The 20749-nt window shown below is 69.0% G+C and carries 15 protein-coding genes; 6 read left to right on the top strand and 9 right to left on the bottom strand.

Annotation, left to right across the window (positions count from 1 at the left end):
* Positions 1-18: 18 nt before the first annotated feature.
* Complete coding sequence (locus tag KEG57_RS44470) at positions 19-1368, bottom strand: pectin acetylesterase-family hydrolase (protein ID WP_272459641.1); 1350 nt, start codon at positions 1366-1368, stop codon at positions 19-21.
* Positions 1369-1545: 177 nt separating this feature from the next.
* Here KEG57_RS44470 and KEG57_RS44465 point away from each other — a divergent pair, with 177 nt between their 5' ends.
* From KEG57_RS44465 to KEG57_RS44455, 3 genes are all read left to right on the top strand, one after another.
* Complete coding sequence (locus tag KEG57_RS44465) at positions 1546-3252, top strand: hypothetical protein (protein ID WP_272459640.1); 1707 nt, start codon at positions 1546-1548, stop codon at positions 3250-3252.
* Complete coding sequence (locus KEG57_RS44460) at positions 3249-5357, top strand: SWIM zinc finger family protein (RefSeq protein WP_272459639.1); 2109 nt, start codon at positions 3249-3251, stop codon at positions 5355-5357. The genes KEG57_RS44465 and KEG57_RS44460 overlap by 4 nt, the downstream gene beginning before the upstream one ends.
* Positions 5358-5712: 355 nt before the next feature.
* On the top strand, positions 5713-7437 hold the full coding sequence (locus tag KEG57_RS44455; RefSeq protein WP_272459638.1) for a reverse transcriptase family protein: 1725 nt from the start codon (positions 5713-5715) through the stop codon (positions 7435-7437).
* 357 nt (positions 7438-7794) lie between these two features.
* Here KEG57_RS44455 and KEG57_RS44450 read toward each other — a convergent pair whose 3' ends face one another.
* A complete protein-coding gene (locus KEG57_RS44450) occupies positions 7795-9420 on the bottom strand; it encodes a L,D-transpeptidase (protein WP_272459637.1) in 1626 nt (541 codons plus the stop codon).
* 157 nt (positions 9421-9577) lie between these two features.
* Between KEG57_RS44450 and KEG57_RS44445 the strand changes: the two genes are divergently transcribed.
* Both KEG57_RS44445 and KEG57_RS44440 read left to right on the top strand, forming a co-directional pair.
* Positions 9578-11047: a hypothetical protein gene (locus tag KEG57_RS44445; protein WP_272424777.1), complete on the top strand. Its 1470-nt coding sequence runs from the start codon at positions 9578-9580 to the stop codon at positions 11045-11047.
* A gap of 9 nt (positions 11048-11056) precedes the next feature.
* On the top strand, positions 11057-12193 hold the full coding sequence (locus KEG57_RS44440; RefSeq protein WP_272424779.1) for an acyl-CoA dehydrogenase family protein: 1137 nt from the start codon (positions 11057-11059) through the stop codon (positions 12191-12193).
* A gap of 52 nt (positions 12194-12245) precedes the next feature.
* Here KEG57_RS44440 and KEG57_RS44435 read toward each other — a convergent pair whose 3' ends face one another.
* From KEG57_RS44435 to hxsC4, 7 genes are all read right to left on the bottom strand, one after another.
* A complete protein-coding gene (locus KEG57_RS44435) occupies positions 12246-12410 on the bottom strand; it encodes a hypothetical protein (RefSeq protein ID WP_272424780.1) in 165 nt (54 codons plus the stop codon).
* A 52-nt stretch (positions 12411-12462) separates the two neighbouring features.
* The gene (locus KEG57_RS44430; protein WP_272459636.1) at positions 12463-13218 is read right to left on the bottom strand and encodes an AgmX/PglI C-terminal domain-containing protein; all 756 of its coding nucleotides are present in this window, start codon (positions 13216-13218) and stop codon (positions 12463-12465) included.
* Positions 13215-14342 (bottom strand): acyl-CoA dehydrogenase family protein, encoded by a 1128-nt coding sequence (locus KEG57_RS44425; protein ID WP_272424784.1) that lies wholly within the window; start codon positions 14340-14342, stop codon positions 13215-13217. Before KEG57_RS44425 ends, KEG57_RS44430 begins: the two co-directional genes overlap by 4 nt.
* A 35-nt stretch (positions 14343-14377) precedes the next feature.
* Entirely contained in the window at positions 14378-15376 is a 999-nt protein-coding gene (locus KEG57_RS44420) for a tetratricopeptide repeat protein (RefSeq protein ID WP_272424786.1), read from the bottom strand.
* Positions 15377-15383: 7 nt separating this feature from the next.
* On the bottom strand, positions 15384-17114 hold the full coding sequence (locus tag KEG57_RS44415; protein ID WP_272424788.1) for a serine/threonine-protein kinase: 1731 nt from the start codon (positions 17112-17114) through the stop codon (positions 15384-15386).
* Between the two features lie 52 nt (positions 17115-17166).
* Positions 17167-18018 (bottom strand): sensor histidine kinase, encoded by an 852-nt coding sequence (locus KEG57_RS44410; protein ID WP_272424790.1) that lies wholly within the window; start codon positions 18016-18018, stop codon positions 17167-17169.
* 145 nt (positions 18019-18163) lie between these two features.
* On the bottom strand, positions 18164-19201 hold the full coding sequence (gene hxsC4, locus KEG57_RS44405) for a radical SAM protein HxsC4 (RefSeq protein ID WP_272424792.1): 1038 nt from the start codon (positions 19199-19201) through the stop codon (positions 18164-18166).
* Positions 19202-19303: 102 nt separating this feature from the next.
* On the opposite strand from hxsC4, the gene KEG57_RS44400 reads away from it, so the two are divergent.
* Positions 19304-20449, top strand: a complete 1146-nt coding sequence (locus tag KEG57_RS44400; RefSeq protein WP_272424794.1) for an acyl-CoA dehydrogenase family protein — start codon at positions 19304-19306, stop codon at positions 20447-20449.
* Positions 20450-20749: the final 300 nt, after the last annotated feature.

Here is a 20749-nt window from a genome sequence, read left to right as displayed (position 1 = left end):
GCTCCGTGTGCCGTTTCGTTACGGGCCGATGTGGGTGGCATCCGCGCCGTCGACGATGCCCTTCACCCAGCCGGTCAACGCCGTACCATCCACGTTGGTGTTGTAATAACCATTGCCGCCGAGGTAGGTGTGGGTCGTCGCGCTCACGAAATAGCTGCTCCACGCGGGCGATTGCTTGAGGAAGCTCTCGCGGATCTCCTCGAGGCCCGCCGTGTATTCGGCGCCGCTGAGCGACGACGGGAAGAGGCCGTCGATGTTCTGGCAGTCGTTTTTCCCGTAGCCATAGAATTGCGAGATCGTGCCGTCCTTGTCGGACGAGACGAGCCCGAGCGAGGCGTCGGGGTATTTCTGGCCAAGGAGCTTCCAGGCATTGGCGAGGCCGCCGCCGTTCGGGAGCGTGCATTCGACGCAGTCGGCGGGCAGCGTGTCCGCGAAGTTGTAGAGCTCGCGCCAGCGCTGCTGCAGGCAGGGCGACATGTAGGTGTCGCCCATCGGGGGGCCCGAGTCGTCGATCAGCGCGACGGGCGTGGGGCAGAATGCCTGCGCCACGCGATCGTAATTGTAGAATGCGCCGAACCCGCCCGCGCTCACGCCCGTGAGCAGGACCTCGGTCACGCCCTTGAACGTGGGGATGATGCGCTTCAGGTAATGGCCGATGTTCGCGTACCCGACGAACTGCTGGCCCTTCGGGGAGAGGCCGCCCGGCACGTCGGCGTCCGGGGCATTGCCGGCGTGCACGTCGCCCGTGCAATAGGGAACGTAGACGAAGCTCCAGTCCTTGACGGCGTTCGCGGCGTTCGACGTGCTGAAGATGCCGTTGTTGCCGCCGTTGTTTTTCCAGTTGTTGAAGTTGTTCTCCCCGAAGGAGCTCGGGTTGAGGTTGCACGTGGTGCCGTTGAAGCACGCGCCGCCGCCCTCGAGGAAGATGACGAGCTTCGTCGATTCCGGGTTGATGCGGACGCCGAAGCCGGTGGAGCTGCCGCCCCGGCATTTCGCCTCGGGGACCGGCACCCACGTCCATTGCCCGGCCTGGGCCTCCACGGGCGCGCCGTCGAACGGCCCCTCGGGCGCGCACGCCGGAGCGCCGCCGCCGGAGCCGCCCGAGCCGCCGTTTCCGCCGGCACCGGCGCCGCCCGAGCCGCCGATTCCACCGTCCCCACCCGTGCCGCCCATTCCGCCGGCGCTCGCGCCGCCGTCACCCCCGGCGCCGCCGGAGCCGCCGGAGCCGCCCACCGACGTGCCGCTGCTCGAGCCTGTCGGGTTGTTGAAGAGTGGATCGGTATCGCCCCCGCTGCCGCAGCCGGCTGCGGTGAGGAGCGAGACGAGGGGAATGGCAAGCGTCCCAGGCGAGAATCGAAGCGCTCTCATGAAGACACCGTAAAGGATCGGTCGCGCGCGCTCAACGCGGATCGTGGACGAACCGTTCGGGTGGAAGATTGGAAGCGGGGGTGGAAATGGTCGGGGGCTTTGGGGGGGGTCGTTGCGGCGCGAAGGCCGTGCCCCTTGACCGCGCGCGTCCGACTTGCCTATCGTTTCGGCCCTCGCATGGCGAACGCGCGCACGCGGACCGGATCGAACCTTCTCCTCGACGAATACTGGGAGGCGGGCGACGACCGTTACGTCGACGAGGTCCTCTCGCTCACGGCCGGCAAGAAGCTCAAATCCCTCGCCGATCGGTGGATGAAGGACAGCCGGCCGTTCGCGCGCCGCACGCTCGTCGCGTACATCGCCGACGGCTGCGACAGGCCGCACCATCGGCCGCTCGTGAAGAGCCTCTTCAAGCTCGCCGAGAAGGCGCACGACGACGAGCTCGTCGGTCACTTCATGGTCGCTTTCGACCGGCTCGTGGAGCGCAAGCTCGTGGAGAAGCAGCGCTACGACTGGTCGAGTCGGCAGTCGCTGAAGGTGCGCACGCTCGTGGGCACGGGCAAACACCCGGCCCGCTTCTGGGGCCGCAACGACAGCGCGCCGCACTTCTCGAAGGCCACGCGCGACTACCTACGCCGTCGCGTGCTTCGCTACTTCCGCGACATCGGGCGCAAGGATCCCGTCCGGTACGGCAAGGCGATCCGCAAGACGCTCGTGCTCTACCGCGACGATCACCTGGACAAACCCGAGCGTCTGCTCGACGCCTGGAGCTTGCTCCACGCGCTCTACCACGGCTCGCCCGTGCTCGATCGGCACCCCGATGGCATCCGCGTGGCGAAGGGCCATTCGCTCGCGGAGCTCGAACCCGCGCCGCTCTGGCCCGAGGCGTGGAAGGGCTCGTTCGAGGACGTGCTCGCGCTCGTGACGACCGCGAAGAGCCGCACGGTGCGCGTGTTCGCGGTGCAGATCCTCAAGGCGTGGTACCCGCGCGAGCTCGGCACGCTGACGATGTCGCGCCTGCGTCCGCTCATCGCGAGCCCGAACGAGGAAGTGCAGGTCTTCGCGGCCGATCTCCTGCGCACGGCCGAGGGCATTTCGAGCCTCTCCGTGGCCGAGTGGCTGGAGTTGCTCCAGATCGACAACCCCACGGCGCTCGGTTTCCTCTGTGAAGCCATCAAGAAGCACGTCTCGCCGGCGCGGCTCACGCTCGATCAGTGCGTGGATCTCGCGTGCTCGCCGATCGCGCCCGTCGCCGAGCTCGGGCTCGACTGGGCCATGACCAAGAAGACGGCCGGGATCAAGACCATCGAGTCGGTCCTGCGGCTCGCTTCGGCGCGCGCGCCGCGCGTGCGCGAGGCCGCGGCGAAGTGGGTCGTGTCGATCCTTTCGACCTCCAAGGATACGCGCATGACGCACGTCCGGGATCTCGTGGACGCGCGGTACGACGACGTGCGGCGCGAGGCCCTCCAGCTCTTCGAGCGCGACGTGCGCTTCAAGGACGATCCGGCGCTCTGGTCGGCGCTCGCGGAGAGCCCGTACGACGACGTGCGCGCGTTCCTGCTCGCGCACCTCGTGCAGCGCGAGAAGGCGCTCGGGCCGGCGACGCTCGAGCGGATCTGGGCGACGACGATCCTCGCGGTGCACCGCGGTTCGAAGCAGAAGCGTACGGCGCTCTCGCAGATCGCGGCGCGCATCGTTTCGCACCCCGCCGAGGCCGAGCCGCTCGTGGGGCTCTTCGGGTATGCGCTGCGCAGCGTGCGTCCGCCGGAGCGGCGTGCGGCACTCGCGGCCGTCTCGCGCGCGGCTTTCCAGGCTCCCGCGCTTCGCAGCGCGATCGGGCGCAAGTTGCCGGAGCTCTCGCTCTTCCAGGAGGAGAGGGCGTGAACGTCGATCTCCGTTATCTGGGCAAGAGCTCTGTGCTCGGGGCGGCGCAAAGCCTGCTCGTGCGTTTTTCCCCGAACCTCGCGCGGCCGAAGACCTTCTTCGACGCGGAGCTCAAGGACGCGATCCGCTTCCGCGAGGCCATGAGCGCGCTGCACGACGTGGTCGTCGGCGACCTCAAGTTCCGCAAGAAGGACAAGACCGCGTACCAGGCGTGGAAGAAGGCCGAGGAAGAGCGCGAGGCCGAGATCAAGGCGCAGCTCTTCGATCAGGCGAAGCGGGCCGAGCTCGCGCGCCTTGCGAAGGAGCCGATCCCGCCGAACCTCGATTCCGATTTCCGCAAGATGCATCGCCTCTACTGGGACGCGCGCGTCAAGTGGGCGAACGAGCTCGCGCGGAACGATCCCGAGCTCTTCCGCCACCTCGTGCCGTGTGATCCGGTCGTCACCGTCGCGCCCGACGTGGTCTTCTTCGAGTGTTTTTCCAAGGACGAGTCGAGCTACGGCTGTTTGTCCGTGGACCGCGACTCGTTCGTGGGCTCGCAGGAGGCGGGGCTCGGCACGACGAACGTCGACTACTCGATCGCGCTCTACGAGCACTTCCAGACGCTACGGAGCTACCGGAAGACGCGCCTCTCCGTGGATCCGGCCGGCTTCGACGTGAAGGTCGAGGGCATGGCGGACTACCGCGAGGAGAAGATCGATCTGCCGCCCTCGTGGCTGCGTGGATTCGGTCAGATCCAGGCCTCGACGTGCTTGCCGAGTCGCCGCGTGGATCTGCCTGTCGAGGTCGTGTACGCGATCCTCGCGCACCTGAAGCGCCATCGTGAGAAGAGCGGGCCGCGCAGCATCCGGTTCGTGCTCACGCCGGGCAAGGCGCCGAAGATCATCCTCGATCCGTGGGGGATCGAGATCCAGTCGCGCGGTCCTGTGTACGACGGCGGGCTCGAGATTGGCGGCCATGGCGCGGGCGGCAAGCTCGGCCCGTATCGCTCGGCGCCCGTGGGCCGTGAGATCTCCGAGGAGGTCAAGATCTGGGGCCGGCGGCGGCTTTTCGCGCTCGCCCGCGTCCTGCCGCTCACGGACCGCGTCGAGGTGCGGCTGCTCGGATCGGGTTTGCCGAGCATCTGGATCGCGCACATGGGCGACATGCGGCTCGTGCTCGCGCTGAGCGGTTGGACCACCAACGATTGGACGAGCGGCTCGGGGCTCGATCTGCTCGCGGGCGCGTGGGAGCCGGATGCGCGCACGATGGTGCAGGCCGATCGGTTCCTCCAGAACGAACAGCGCGCGACCTTGCCCGCGATCGCCGCGGCGACGGGCGCGTCCGAGGAGAGCCTCGTGCCCGCGCTGCACCAGCTCGCGAAGCGTGGGCAGCTCATCTACGACCATGCCGATCGCGTGTATCGCTATCGGCAGGTCATGCCCGCCGTGCTGAGCGAGGCGTTGATCGGGCCGGAGCATCCGGAGCTCGTCGAGGGCCGCGCGATGGCGCGGGGCAACGCGGTGACGATCGATCGCGACGAGCTGCTTTCGGACGGCCGGCGCGCGGTCGTCGGCAAGGCGAAGGGCACGGGCTGCGAGGCGATCTTCGACGAGGATCTCGCCATCAAGAAGGCGAAGTGCTCGTGCTCGTACTTCTACAAGAGCGGGCTTCGCGCCGGGCCTTGCCGGCATCTGCTCGCGCTCAAGATGGTGCTATCGAGTCGCGCGCTGCCGCAGGCGCCGAAGCCCGAGCCTGCGCCGGAGCCGGCGAAGGCTTCGAAGTGGTCGTCGGGCGAGAGTTTTCCGATTCCGCGCCAGATCCTCGACGACATCCGCAAGACCGCGAACCGGAAGAACACCACGGTTTCGCGGGTGCTGGAGCAGGCATGGGACGTGGCCATGCCGCGGATTCAGGCGGAGCGATCTTGGACCACGGCGCTCGCGCTCGCGGACGTCACGCTTGCGCGTTTGCTCGCCACCCGTACGCCGGCGGATGCCGTGGAGGAGCGGCTTGCGCTGCCGCCTGACGTGCTCGCCGAGGTGAAGCGCGTCGCGGATCGGTTCCGTGCCGAGCGTGCATCCGTCCTCTGTCTGGCCTGGCTTCTTGGTAGGAAGTCGTTGTAGGAATGGTCTTGTCGTCTCGTTCGACGCGCTTGCGTCCAGCCTTGCAAGGAGGTCCGTCCGCCCGAGCCCACCATGCTGCGGCGTTCCGCCGTGGCGGAGTTCGTTCCCCCATGCGTCCCCGCGCCCGATGTTCTTTTGGCCCTAAAGCCCCCTACCAGCATCCACTCAGCGGACCCTTGGGTCTGGATGCCGGTAGGGGGCCTAGGGCCTCGGTGATCGGACGTGGTCCTAGGCGAGTAGTCGGGCGGACGGGCTTCCTTGGAGGGCTGGACGGCGCGTCGAACGGTGCATCAGGGATCGCTCGCCCGAGCGCTCGGGCGACGCGCGTCGCAACCTCGATCTAGCGGGAGTTGCCGTGGGCTTCTGGGACAAAGTCAAGTCCTTCATCGGCACCGGCAAACCCGGCGAGGGCGAGCCCGGGAAAAACGAGCAGGGCGACAAACCGCAGGCGGGGGCGTCGACGTCAGCGAAGACGTCCTCGACCTCGACGACGAGCGGCGCGGGCGGGAAAAACCCGGCGGTCGCGACGTTCACGGCGAGCCCTGCGCCGGCGGCGGCGGCGGCGACGACGCCTGACAAGAAGAAGAAGGACAAACCGAAGCCGAAGGACCCGTACGAGACGTCGGGGATCCTTGGTTTGTCGGCGGACGAGATGCGCAAGCGCGCGCTCAAGATCAACCCGTACCAGACGGCGTGGATCGGGCGCGTGGATACGATTCCGCCGCAGAGTGACGAGCGCACGGCGCTGATCGATCGGGGCCTCATTCTGCGCGGCTTGCTCACGGAGCAGCAGCTCGAGGAGATCCACCGCGTCGGTGATCTCTGGCTCAAGCACCACGAGGCCGCGAGCATGGCGACCGTCGTGGCCCGCAAGAAGGCGGATGCGGCGATCGAGGAGCTTCGTCGCCAGAAGGCCGAGCGCAAGGCGGAGAAGAAGCGGCTCGCGGCCGAGCGGAAGAAGAAGCACGCGGAGGCGGTCGCCAAGCGTCGCGCCGAGGACATCATCTTCCTCGGGCGTGGCGTGTCCGGCAGCCTCGGTGATCGGCGTGCGAACGTCGAATCGCTGCGGAAGCAGGGGTTGCCCTTGCTGTCGACGCCGGCGGAGGTCGCGAAGGCGCTCTCCGTGCCGATCCCGCGGCTGCGCTGGCTCTGCTACCACAACGACGCGGTCGAGAAGCCGCATTACGTGTACTTCGAGGTCCCGAAGCGTTCGGGCGGCATGCGTCTGCTCTCGGCGCCGCACGAGGCGCTCTCGAAGGCGCAGCAGTGGATCCTTCAGAATGTGCTCGCGAAGCTCTCGGTGGAGGGCGAGGCGCATGGGTTCGTGAAGGGGCGATCCACGGTGACGAATGCGCGGGCGCATCTTGGCCGCGGGACCGTGGTGAACCTCGACCTCTCGGACTTCTTTCCGACGATCACGTTTGGCCGCGTGCGTGGGCTCTTCGAGTCGATCGGGTACTCGCCTGCGGTGGCCACGATTTTTGCGCTGATCTGCACGGAGTCGCCGCGGCGGAAGGTCGTCTATGACGGCACGACGTACTGGGTGGCGGTGGGCGAACGGGGTTTGCCGCAGGGTGCGTGTACGAGTCCGGCGATCTCGAATCTGGTTGCGCGTAAGCTCGATCGGCGGCTTTCGGGCATGACGCGCAAGATGGGCTGGACGTACACGCGGTATGCGGACGACCTCACGTTCTCGGCGGCGAACGAGTTCGTGGATGATGGCAAGGGTGGCCAGAAGAAGGGCCGGAGTGACCTTGGGATCCTGCTCGCGCGGGTGCGGCACATCGTGCAGGAGGAGGGGTTTGCCATCAACCCGAAGAAGGGCCGGGTGCAGCATGCGGGAGGGCGGCAGGAGGTCACGGGCATCGTCGTGAACGACAAGCTCGGGATGCCGCGCGAGGAGGTCCGCAAGCTCCGCGCGATCCTGCACGCCGCCAAGAAGACCGGGCTCGCCGCGCAGAACCGCGACAACATCCCGCACTTCGAGGCGTACCTGCAGGGGAAGATCGCCTACCTCAACATGGTCGACCCCGAGCGAGCGATGCAACTCGCGAAGGCGTTCCTCGAAATTCCCCGCTGAGGCCGCCGCGCCGGGGCGCTGCCCCGGGCCCCGCGGGGGCTGTTCGCCCCTCGACCCGAACCAGGGCAAGCCCTGGACCGTTCGTGGAAGAACTGCGCATCGCGCAGTTCTTCCAACAGGCCGGTGGCAAGACCATGGAGGTGCGTTTCACGCTGGCGGCGGGGACGTTGCCAGTTGAATCCTCGGCGCCGCGGTCTTGGCAGGCAGGGTCGTCGTTGGTCTTGACCTGGCCTGTTCGATGAACTGCGCGTTGCGCAGTTCATCGACCCCGGGTCCAGCGCTTGCGCTGGTCCAGGTCCAGGGGCGGATAGCCCCTGGTCGGGTCCGGGGTGAAACCCCGGCGCAACGCTGCCAGCGCTACCGCCGGATCCGCACGATCGTGCTCTGACCGAACTCCCTCACGGCGCGCATGCCGTGCCAGCCTTCGGGGACGTCGGGGTCGGTCCAGTCGAAGACCCACTTGGCGTCGATCGGCGCGAGGTTCACGCAGCCGCCGCTCTTCGGCTCGCCCCAGGCGTCGTGCCAGTAGGCGCCGTGCAGCGCGTGGGGGCCGCTGAAGTTCAGGACCCAGTTCACCTCGGAATGCACGAAGTTCTCGTCGGAGCTCGACACCATCGTGGCTGTGCGGAACTTCCCGTCCACGCGGAAGAGGCCGACCGGGGTGGAGGCTGTCTTCAGCGGCTCGATGCCTGGGTACGGGACGCCGCCGCGGCCTGGGGAGATCATCGTCGCGTAGACGGGACGCAGACCTTCGTAGGCGACGAGTGTGCCGTTCAGGACGCGCACGTCGACCCATTTGCTCTTGTTCGGGTCCTTGTCGGCCAGCCAGGGCGCTTCGGTGACGGCTTCGACGATCTGCGCGTCCTCGGCGAGCACGTAGATGCCGCTTTCCTTCGTCTCGACGAATGCTTTGCCGTCTTGCTCGACGCGCGCGCCTGTCAGGCCGACCCAGCCGAGGCGCGGGAACGTCTCGTCGGTCTTTGCGAGCTTGCCGTCTTCGCCGCGCTTCCATTTGGGGCGCGGTTTCTGGCGGAAGAAGGCGAGCGGCAGCTTCACGTCGTCGCCGAGCGAGATGCCGTGGAACGTCGAGCGCGGGTAGGGCTTGATGCGGTCCTTCGGGATGATCGCTTGGTCGGCTGTGAGGACGAAGGTTCGGCCGCCGGACTCGAAGGCGCGGACGAACGCGATCGTCGAACCGAGCTGGACGAACTTGCGGTTTTCCCGGACGAGGGGGCCGAAGGGCAGAAGCTCGGGCGGGCCCTCGCCGGAGGGGGCGAGGTCGACGCCGACGAGGGACTTGTCGATGGCGGCGATCGCGGCCGTGTCGCCCGCGGCGGCGCGTGCTTTTTCGACGTTGGCCTCGTGTTTTACGAGGTCCCATTCCGCCTCGCGTTGCTCGGCGCGCGTCGGGATGTGGTCATAACGCGGAGCGCCAATGGATTCGCCGTACTGGTAGGGCCAGGGCGAGCTCACGTCGGCTGCGTCGCGACGCAGGATGACGATGGCTGGGTCTTTTTCGTCGACCGTCGCCGTTGCGCCTGCGCAGACGTAGCCGCGTGGCTCGACGGCGTACCAGGCGTCGCAGCCGGCATAACCTGGGATCCGCGCGGCTTCGACGCTGCTGCCTTTGAGCGGCGCGGAGCTGCCGAGCGCGAGGTATCCGATCCAGGCGTGACTCGCCCCGGGCTGGGGGTGGATCCAGGCGAAACGTCCCTTCGACCAGATGCGCGGCTTCGCGGGCACGGGCGCGGACGCGGGCGCGGGCGCTTCTGCGGGTGCGGCGGCGGCGGCCGCGGACGCTGCGGGCGGCGCGGCGGCGGGCGGCGCCGGGGGCATGAGCTCTGCGGCGGGGCTCGGGCTGGGTGTGGCCTCGGTTTTTGCGCTCGTGCAGCCCGTGAGCGTGGCGAGGGCGAGGACGGCGAGGCTCGCACATGACGCACCGGGGACGAACGCGGAGGGCCTGGGAGCAGGGGCGCGAGGCATGGCGGGGAGCGGAGGGACCGCTTTCGACTCCCCAGTTACGCGTTTGACGCCCGGTGTGCAAAACATTTAACCTGACGAAGGCCTCTGCGCGGGAAGGAAGAGCCATTTTCGGCTTCCACGCGCGGGCCGGTTCGTGTCGTCGAGGAGGCGCCGTCCGATGAGCTTGGGGCACCGTTACCATGGGCGGATCGTCTTGATCGGATCGTTCGTCGCGGCGTTGTTCGCGGCGTGCGCGCAGGGCAATCACATCGATCCGAGCGGCGGCGCCGGCGCGGGCGCGGGCGGCGAGGGCGGTGGGGGCATTCCGCCGGGTCAGATCGGCGGCCCTTGCGACGACGACACGCCTTGCGAGCAGGGGGACTGCACGGTCGTCGGCGCGAACAAGTACTGCACCGTGCCGTGTCCGCCCGGCTGCCCTGCGGGGACGTACTGCGCGATCATCAACGGCGACTCGATCTGCGTGCCCGATCTCGGCAACCAGTGCTTGCCGTGCATGACGAAGCTGCAATGCCCGAACCCCTCGGATGCGTGCTTGATCGCGCCCGCGGGGGATCGCTTCTGCGCGCAGGATTGCACGACCGACGGCCAGTGTCCGAACGGCTTCACGTGCCTGGAGGGCGCGAAGTATCCGCCGAAGCCGGGCGACGGCGAGATGCCGGACGCGGGGCCTCCGGACGACGCGGGCGATGCGGGCGATGCGGGCGACGGCGGTCTGGACGCGGGGCCGCCCAAGCCTCCGCAGGGGCAGGCCTACAAGTTCTGCGTGCCAAACTTGCCGTTCTCGTGTCCGTGCAGCGAAAAACGCGACGGGGTCGAGAAGGACTGCGCGAACTCGAACGAGTACGGCACGTGCTCGGGCGTCGAGACGTGCAACGGCGAGTCGGGCGACTTCGAGGGATGCACGGCGAAGGTCCCCGCGGCCGAGACGTGCAACGCTTCCGACGACGACTGCGACGGCATGAGCGACGAAGGCGATCCGAACGCGCTCTGCAGCGCGGAGGGGCCGGTGCCGCCGCACGCGTCGTGGGCGTGCACGCCGCAAGGCTCGTGCGAGCTCGGGCCGTGCGAGCCGGGCTGGGCGAGCTATCCGCCGGGCCCGATCGCGAACGGCTGCTCGTGCCCGACCGAGATGGGCGAACCGAACGACCTCTGCGCGAACGCGACGCCCGCCGGTAGCGTGAGCGACACCAGCGGGAGCAGCATCACGATCACGGGCTCGCTCGGCGGCGCGAGCGACGTCGACGTGTGGTCGTTCGACACGATCGACACGAATGAGCTGACCACGAACTCGTACCACGTGAGCATCGATTTCGTGGCGCCGATGCCGAACGACGAGTTCGTGGTCGACGTGATCCGCGGCGACATGTGCACGGACACGCCGTCGGGTGGCGCCGTGGGGATCACGTCGTACGACTGGTGCGTCGACGGGAAATCGGCAGACGGCCTCCAGGGCGAGGTGCCTTGCGCGAACGACGGCACGCAGCCCGTGCACTGCAACAACAACGGGACGAAGTACTACGTGCGCGTCTACCGCAAGCTCGGCGCCACGGGGACGTGCACGCAGTACAGCTTGCTCGTGACCGCGCAGGGCGGCGATCCTTGCGATTTCACGCAGAAGTGCCAGTAACGCGGACCCATGGACCTCGAGCCTAACGAGACCGAGGCGCTCGTCCAGCGCACGGCGCGGGACTACGCCGAGCGCGTGATCCGGCCCGTCGCGGCCGATCTCGACCGAGACAAAGACATCCCACGCGAGATCCTGCGAGGCCTCGCCGAGCTCGGCCTGATGGGCGTGAACGTGCCCGCGGCCCTCGGCGGCGCCGAGGCGGGCGTGGTTGCGTATGCGCTGGCGATGATGGAGATCGCGCGCGCGTGCGCCTCCACGGCCGTGACGATGAGCGTGACGAACATGGTCGCGGAGGTGATCGCGCGGTTCGGCACGGAGGCGCAGCGCGAGAAGCACGTGCCGAAGATCTGCGCGGGCGAGTACGCGGCCGGATCGTTCGCGCTGAGCGAGCCGGAGGCGGGAAGTGACCCGGGCTCGATGCGGACCGTGGCCGAGCGGACCGAGGACGGCTGGGTGCTGCGCGGGCAAAAGCAGTGGATCACGAACGGCGCGTGGGCCGGTGTGTTCGTGGTCTGGGCGCGCACGGGCGGGACGGGGACGCGTGGGCTTTCGGCGTTCCTCGTGGAGGGCGGGACGCCGGGGCTCCGGTGCGGTCGGCCCGAGGACAAACTCGGGCTGCGCGCGTCGAACACGGTGCCGCTCGAGCTCGACGACTGCAAGGTGCCGGCGGACGCGCTGCTCGGCAGCGAGGGCGAGGGTTTCAAGATTGCGATGATGGCGCTCGACGGTGGGCGCATCGGGATCGCGTCGCAGGCCGTGGGCATCGCGACGGCGGCGCTCGAGGAGGCCACCGCGTACGCGCGGGAGCGCAAGCAGTTCGGCCGGTCGATCGGCGACTACGAGGCGATCCAGTGGTCGCTCGCGGATTGCCGGACGGAGCTCGAAGCGGCGCGGGCGCTCACGCTACGCGCGGCGTGGCTCAAGGAGAAGGGGCGCACGTTCTCGGCCGAGGCGGCGATGGCGAAGCTCTACGCGAGCGAAGCGGCGAACCGGATCTGCCAGCGAGCGCTGCAGATCCACGGCGGCTACGGCTACGTGCGCGACTTCGCGGTGGAGCGGCACCTGCGCGACGCGCGTGTGACGACGATTTACGAGGGGACGAGCGAGATCCAGCGCATCGTGATTGCCCGGAGCGCGACGCGCTGAGAGGCGGAGCGGCTGGAGGCGAACCCGTTGGAGCGCCAACGGGTTCGTCTGGTCAAACGAAGATGCGGGTCACGAGGAAGACGACGACCGCGATCACGGCTCCGAGGAGCAGCGTGTAGAGCAGGACGCGTTTCAGGATGGCGCGGAGCTTGTTCTTGAGGAGCGTCTTGACGAGCTTCCAGAGGAGGCCGAGGACTTCACGGATGAGCTTCCACACGCGGAGATCCTAGCGCGACCCTTCGATCCGCGCCCCTCGACCGAACACTTCTTCACTCCGCGACGAGGGACACCTTGCCGGCGTAACTTCCAGGCGACGGGAAGCTCATGCCGCGCAGCGCGTCGACGACACACGTGGCCGCGGCGTCGCCCTTGGGATCGGCGCTCGAGACGCCGACGGCGAGGGGTTTTCCATCGGTGTCGAGGTACATCGTGGCTGTGATCGGGCCCGCGCCCTGGCTCGCGCGGCACGTCGCGAGCGCTTGTTTGGCCTTCGGCAGCTCCTTGCCCAGGCGATCGGGCCCGAGCGCGACGGGCGGGCGCTCGTCGGCGCTCGGATCGAAGGCGAAGCCGCCCTCGGCGAGGCCTTCCTTGCCACCCACGGGAGAAGGCCAGCTCGCGCTGCGCAGCGCGCCCAGCATGCACGACTCGGTCTCGCGATCGCCGAGCGTCGACTCCTTGAGGTACGCGACGGTGGCCGTTCCGCCCTGCGCGATCCGCAGCGCGAACTTGATCTCGCCGCCCATGAAGGGGATGCGGCGGACGCCGTTGTGGAAGCAGGCGCTGAGCTTGTCCGAGGTGCGCTGCAGGGTCGACTGCACCTTGTCCTGATCGAGCGCGCCGATCTCGGCTTCGAAGTTGGCGCCGCCGTTTCCGCCGCTCGTCGAGGAGTCCACGCCGCCCGTGTCCGGCGGCTTGTTCGCCGCCACCTCGCCACCGCAGCCCGCGAGCGAGGCGAGCGCCGCGAGCGCGGCGACGAGGGCCCGAGGAGAACCAAACCCAAGGCTGATTTCGTTGCTCTTCATCATCCCTTCAACATGGTTTGCGCGATGATCGATCGCTGCGTTCCGCTGCTCTCCTCGACGAGCTCGGTGGTGCGCGCGTCGCGGAAGTGACGTCCAAGGCCCTCGCTCGCGCCTCCGCCGCGCGCGCCGAGGATGTCCATGGCTCGGTGCGCGACGCGGGTCGACATTTCGGAGGCGAAGAGTTTTCCGATGGATCGCTCGGCCGAGGAAGGCGCGCCGCGATCCGCGAGGTGCGCGGCGCGAAGGACGAGCAGGCGCGCGACCTCGATGTCGACGGCCATGTCGGCGAGCTGCGCCTGCATGCCGAGGAGGCCGGGCGTCTTCAAGCGGTCCTGCGTGCGCTTCACGTGCGCCGCCGCCTTCTCGAAGGCCGCGCGCGCGATGCCGATGGCCTCCGCCGCGACGGCGATGCGCGCGTCTTCGAGTGCCGCCGTGGCGATCGATGCGCCTTCACCCGCCGCGCCGATCACCTCGGCCGCATCCACACGAACGCCGCGCGCGCGCAGCAAGGCCGCGCCTGCCGCGCGCCGACCCACGAAGGCCTCCGCGGGCTCGATCGTGAGGCCCGGGGCGCTCTTCGGGACGAGCAGCGCGACGAGGCGAGGATCGTTCGGGGCGCGGTTCGTCGCGGCGAACACGAGAAACACGTCGGCTGCGGGACCGAGGATCACGGGGCCGGTCTCGCCGTCGAGGACGAAGCCGCCGGCGGCGCTGGGCTCGGCGAAGAGGGTCGTGCCCTCCGCGGGATCGGGGATCGCGGCCGCGCCGAGCGAGGCGCCGCGCGCGAGCAGGGCGAGGTACTTCTGTTTTTGATCGTCGCTTCCCGCGCGGAGGAGCGTGCGCGCCACGAGCGCCACGTGTGTCCCCACGATCGCGGCCGAGCTCGCACACGCCGCGGCGATCTCCTCGATCGCGAGCGAAAGCGAGACGAAGTCGCCGCCCGAGCCGCCGTACGCGGAGGGGATCGTGAGGCCGAGCAGGCCCGCGTCGCCGAGGCGACGCGCGTGGCCTTCGGGGAGGCGCGCGTCGTGATCGATCTCGGCGGCTCGCGGCGCGAGCTCACGCGTGGCGAACGCGCGCGTGGCTTCCTGGAAACGCTTTTGCTCTTCGGTGAGGTCGAAGTCCATGGCAGATGGGGGAAACGGGTCCTGTCGGTTCGGGCTCAGAACGTGCCCAGGATCGAGGCGCCTCCGCTGCGTGGTCCGAACGAAGGGACGAGCCACGCGCGTGGCGCCTCGGGGCCGGGCTCTTTCGCCGGGGAGCGCGAGACGAAAAACAACACGACGCCCGCGGCGAGGGCTGCGCCGCCCACGCCGATGCCGATCGTCGAGACGAGGGCCTTCGTCTGCGCGCCCTCGATGAGGGCGAATCCCTCGGGGTTGCACTTCTTTTGAGGGCAAAGCGGATCGGCCTTGCCCACGTCGCTCGACGCGAGCCCGCCGAACACCGCGCCGAGGCCGAGCGCGAGGGCGCCCACGCCCCCCGCGACGAATGCCGCCGTGCGCAGGCCGTTCGCGCTGGATGCGGGGGGAGGCGTCTCGACCTTCTCGACGCTCTTTTCCTCCGGAGCCGCCGCGAGCGCAGGCACCGAGACCGTCTTCAGGTCGGCGTCCTTGCCCACGACGATCTTCGTGGACCAGGGCAAAAACCCGGGCGCGGTCGCTTCGATCGTGTGCTCGCCGGGATCGACGGGGATGGGGTCGCCGAGGAGCGTGGCCCCGAGGGGCTCGCCGTTGCGCTTGATCACGAGGCCCGCCGTGGGTTCGGCCGCCGTCTCGATGCGCAGGCGCGAGAGCTTGGGGGCGAGTTTTCCCGCGAACTCTTCGGCGATCTTCAGGCGATCGGTGTCGCCCGTGGCGTGGGCCAAGGTCGCGGCTTCCTTGTAGCGCGCCCACGCCGTGGCGGTGCGTCCGAGCTGCTCGTTGCAGAGCGCCAGGTTGAGGAGCGCGCCGACCGAGGGATCGAGCCGCGCGCTCTCCTCGAACTTGGGGCACGCCTCCGCGGGTTTGCCCTGGTCCATGAGCTCGCGGCCGCGAAGAAAGGCCGCCTCGGCGATGGCCTTGTTGTCCCCGCTCTGCGCGGCCGCAGGGCCGGGCGCGAGCGTGAGCGCCGCCGCGAGCGTGAGCGCGGCGGCGAGGATCCGCAGGCGGGCGCGGGGCATCGGCGAGCTAGCGGCGATTGAAAGCGTTTTTTGCATCTTTCTTCGTCGTGCTCGTCGGGGCCACCGTCGCCTTGCTCGTGGGCTTCGGGCCAGGCGATGGCGCCGCGGGCGCGGTCGCTACCGCGGACGCGGCCATCGCCGGCGACGCGGAGGCCGAAGGGATCGGCGGGGCCGTGGATTCGGGGGTCACCGTGGGCGCGGTGGACGTCGGCGTAGCCGCGCTCGTGGGCGCGGGGGGCGCAGGGACTTCCTGGGGCGCGCCGGTCGCGATCGGCGTCGTGGAAGACGCTTCGACGCTCGATCGGAACAGGAAGACGAGCACGCCGCCGAGGACGCCGATGAGCGCGCCGAGGCCGAGCGCGACGAACAGGAACGAGCGACCACCATCGGACGGCGTCCGCGTCCGCGCGGCACTGGCGAACGCGGCAGCCGCGTGAGCGCTGCGCGGACCCGTGTAGAGGTCGGCCTCGATGCGGCTGAGGTCGGGCTCGATCACGTCGAGCGACGGCGTTTGTCCGAGCGTGATGATGCTCGGTCCGGTCGTCGTCGTGGCCGATGACGGGAGCTCCGGCGAGGACGCGATCTGCACCGGCAGCGGCATCGTCTTGTGCGCGGTCTGCGTGGCGACCTCGGCGGGCGACGGGGCGGAGGACAGGGTCGAGCTGACGGCCGCGTTGCGTCGCCCCGTGTTGCCGAGCGGCACCGTGCTCGGGCCCTCGGCCCATTCGGTCGACGCGCGCGCGTCGGCAGGCGCGAACGCCGGCAAGGTCGGCTGGGAAGGCTGTCGCGACGGCAGCTCGGGCGTCGGCAGGCCGGCCATGCGCGTGATCCGCTCCAGCGTGCTCTGCGAGCGCGGCGGCGCGTAGGGCGCGAGCGCGACGGCGAACTCGCCGATCGACGGGTACCTTCGGTTCTTGTCGCGCTCGTAGGCGCGCTCGATCCGCGCGGCGAGATCCGCCGGGAGCTCCGGCCGAAACTGACGCAGAGGACGCGGCGTGCCGGTGAGCACCTCGGCGCAGAGGTTGGGCAACGTCTCCGCGTAAAACGGCTGCGTGCCCGCGAGCAGTTCGAAGAGCGTGATGCCGAGCGAGTAGATGTCGGTGCGGTGATCGACGCCGCGCGTCTCCTGCATCTGCTCGGGCGACATGTAGAGCGCCGAGCCCATCGCCGTCGCCGTGCGCGTGAGCGCGTGATCGCCCGGCGCGTTCTTCATCTTCGAGATGCCGAAGTCGAGCAGCTTCACGAGCGGCGAGCCGTCGGGGCGGCTCGCGAGGAAGAGGTTCGCGGGCTTCAGATCGCGGTGCACGATGCCGTGCGCGTGCGCCTCGGCGATGGCCTCGCAGGCCTGCAGGACGTAGTCGATCGCGTCGGGCACCGAGAGGACGCCGTCCTTGAGCTGCCGCGCGAGATCCCGGCCATCGAGGAACTCCATGACCATGTACGGCGCGCCGTTCTCGAGCGTGGCCACGTCGAGGACGCGGGCGACGTGCTCGCTCTTGATCTTCACGGCGGCGCGCGCCTCGCGCTGGAAGCGCGCCGAGGCCTCGGGATGCTGCGCGTACTCGGGCAGGAGGAATTTCAGCGCGACCCGCTCGTCGAGCGCGACGTGCCGGGCCTCGACCACGTACCCCATGCCGCCTTGCCCGAGGACACGCTCGACGCGGTACTTCTGGGCGAGGAGGGTGCCCGGTGCGACGGCGGTGGCCGACGAGCCAATGGGAGACGCATGCGACGTCACGGACCTGGGTGCATGATGGCGCCCACGGCCGTCCGACGGCAAGGACGTTCTCTCACGTGCACAGCGGGAGATCGAAGCGCACGGCCGTCCCCTTGCCGAGCTCGCTCTCGATCTCGATGTCCCCGCCCACGGCCTCGATGAGACTCTTGACGACGGAGAGCCCGAGGCCCGTACCTTTGCCCGAAGGTTTCGTGGTGAAATAGGTCTCGAAGACACGCGCGAGGATCTCGGGCGCGATGCCCGTCCCCGCGTCCTCGACGAGGCAGTGCGCGCGCCCCGTCTCGCGATTCTCGCTCACCTCGATGCGGATGAGCCGGCCCTCCGGCGGCTGCTCCATCACGGCGTCCGCGGCGTTCGTCACGAGGTTGACGAAGATCTGTTCGAGCTTCGTGCGGCTCATGGCCACACGCACGGGCGAAGGCGGCGCCTGCGTCATGATGCTGACGCGCTTCGTGCGACCCGAGACGTGGAGCATCGAGAGGACGTCGGCGATCACGGTCGTCACGTCGAGGACCTCGTGCCGATCCTGGCTCGGCGTGCCGAGGTGCAGGAGGTTTCGCGCGTGTTCGGCCAGGTGCGCGACGCCACGGTCGAGGGCCACGAGATCGTCGGGCTCCGGCAGCTTCCCGGCGTCGGCGCGCATGCGGATGAAGGTCGCGGTGTGGGTCAGGACCGCGGCGACGTTGTTGAGCTCGTGCCCGACGCTCGCGGCGATGGTGCCGAGCGTGGCGAGCCTGTCGGCCTGGAGCAGGCGCGCGCGCGTGCGTTCGAGCTCCTCGACGAGCCACTTGCGGTGCGCCTCGGGATCTTGCGAGAGCGGCGGCACGTCGCTCTTGCGGCTCGCGACGACCACGCTCGAAGGGCCGACGCTGTGCGGGCCTGCGTGCGAGGCGCTCTGGAACATCGGACGTGGGGGTGAGGGAGCCGGGAGGGGGGGCCCGGCAGGATGCTCTACATGCGCTGCCTGCGCTCTCGCCCCGTCGCCACGTCCATCGCTCTTGCCGTCGCTCATGCCTGCTCGGGCGATGGTAACACGTTCTACCCTGTGATCACCGAGCGTTTGGGGCGCCGAGGATCGGCTCGAACTCGTCCCAGCCGTACCGCTTGAGGTAGTTGCGCCAGACACCCTCGCATTGCGGCCCGTATTTGCACGTTCCGCACGCCTCGCGTTTGTCCCGCTGGGCCTCGTCGAGATCTTGCCGCGTGACGAGGACGAGCCCCCGGCCGCGTCCGTCCCCGGCCCGCTCGGGCGCGCGCGCAGCATCGAGGTTCGCCTGAGCGCCGAGGTCGAAGTGCTGGTACTTCTCGACGTAGCCGCGGTTGAAATCGGCGACGCCCTCCGTCGTGCAGAGCGGGATGTCCACGAGGAACGCCATCGGCCGCCGCTCGCCGACGTCCGCGAGGAAGCGCCGGAACGCGGCGGCGATGTCCGTGTAGCGCGGGAAGATCTGCTCGAAATACGTGTCGGCGCGGCCGTTCGCCTGCATCACGTTGAAGACGACCTGGTCGACGCCCGCCTGCCGCAGGAAGCGGTAGATGTCGAGCATGTGCGGGAGGTTCCGGTCCGTGATCACCGTCGAGGTGTGCAGCTCGACGCCGAAGCGCTTGAGCTTCGTGATCGAGGCGAGGCCGGCGGCGGTCTGCTCGAAGCTGTCAGGCGTGCGCGTGAGGCCTTCGTGGAGCTTCTTCGTGTGGCCGTGGATCGAGACGTAGAACCGGTTCATCCCGGCCTTCGCGAGCAGCGCGGCGTACGGCAGGTGCGAGAGGCGCCGGCCGTTCGTCATCACGCTGATCTTGCGGTAACCGAGGCCCTTGGCCATCGACACGAGCTCGGGCAGCTCGGGGCGTGTCGTGGGTTCGCCGGAGGTGAAGCAGACCTCCTCGGCGCCCTGGTTCTGCTCGAGGATCCACCGCACGCGCTCGGTGGTCATGGCCGAGTTGTTGACGTAGCGGCCGTCGCGATCTTCCTCCATGCAGAAGACGCAGTTGTTGTTGCAGACGGCGCCGATGGAGACGTGGATGCGCGGTTCGCGTGTGGAGAGCCGCTCCGCGATGGTCGGCTCGGCAGCGTTGGCTCCGTCGGACAAGCGTCGGCCTCGGGGAAAAGCGTCTTCCACCGAGCGGCGCGCGTCAACCGCTACCGCTTCCGGATAGACGCGGGACGGGAGGTTTGGTAACCCGTCATTCAAATGGACAGGAACCTTTTCCGCGAAGAGCACGAGCTGTTCCGAACGTCGTTCCGCCGGTTCATCGACCGGGAGGTCAAGCCGCACCAGGAGCGGTGGATGGAGCAGGGGAGCGTCGACCGCGAGGCGTGGCGCAAGGCGGGCGAGGGCGGCTTCCTCTGCCCGTCGCTCGATCCGGCCTACGGCGGCGCGGGCGGCGATTTCCTCCATTCGGTGATCGTGATCGAGGAGATGGCCCGGGCCTACGACTCCGGCTTCGCCATGTCGCTGCACTCGGACGTCGTGGTGCCCTACATCGCGACCTTCGGCACGGAGGAGCAAAAGCAGCGCTGGCTGCCCGGCTGCGCGTCCGGGGAGATCGTGACGGCGATCGCCATGACGGAGCCCGGGACGGGCAGCGATCTCGCGGGGCTCGCGACGACGGCCGTGCGGGACGGCGACCATTACGTGCTGAATGGAGCGAAGACGTTCATCTCGAACGGCATTCTCTGCGACATTTGCATCGTGGCGGCGAAGACGGACACGAATGCGGAGAACGCGCACCGAGGCATCAGCCTGTTCGTGGTGGAGGCGGGGACGCCAGGCTTCGTGAAGGGCAAGAAGCTGCGCAAGATGGGGCTGCCCTCGCAGGATACGTCGGAGCTCTCGTTCGAGGATTGTCGGGTGCCCGTGAAAAACCGTCTCGGCGAGGAGGGCGGGGGCTTCTTGATGCTGATGCAGAAGCTCCAGCAGGAGCGGCTCGTCGTGGCGGTCGGGTGTCAGGCGGGAGCAGAGCGGATCCTCGAGGACACGGTCGCGTATTGCAAGGAGCGCAAGGCGTTCGGCAAGCCCATTTCAAAATTCCAGAACACGCAGTTCAAGCTGGCCGAGTGCGCGACGAAGGTGGAAGTAGGCCGCGCATTCCTCGATCGGCTGATCGCGGAGCACGTCGCAGGCAAGTACCTCGTGAAGGAGTGCTCGATGGCGAAGCTCTGGCAGACGGAGATGCTCGGCGAGGTGGTCGACGAGTGTCTGCAGTTCTTCGGCGGTTACGGGTACATGCTCGAATACCCGGTGACGCGGGCCTACATGGATGCGCGCGTGCAGCGAATCTTCGCCGGGACGAACGAGATCATGAAGGTGATCATCGCGAAGCAGATGGGGCTCTGAGGGGCGCTGGGACCGTAAAGCCGGGGCGCCGCCCCGGACCCCGCGGGGGCTGTTCGCCCCTCGACCCGAACCAGGGCAAGCCCTGGACCTTTTGTGGGAGAACTGCGCGGTGCGCAGTTCTCCCAGCAGGCGCCGGTGGGACCGCCCGCCCGTCGAGACGTCAGCGCTGCTGTCGCCGGTCTCGATCGGGCCTGTGCGATGAACTGCGCATCGCGCAGTTCATCGTCCTGGGTCCAGCCCCTGGCTGGTCCGGGTGCAGGGGCGGACAGCCCCTGCTGGGGCCTGGGGCACCGCCCCCGC

This window comes from Polyangium jinanense, assembly GCF_028435365.1.
Note: the sequence above shows the minus strand (reverse complement) of the source record. Positions and strands in the feature narration are given on the sequence as shown.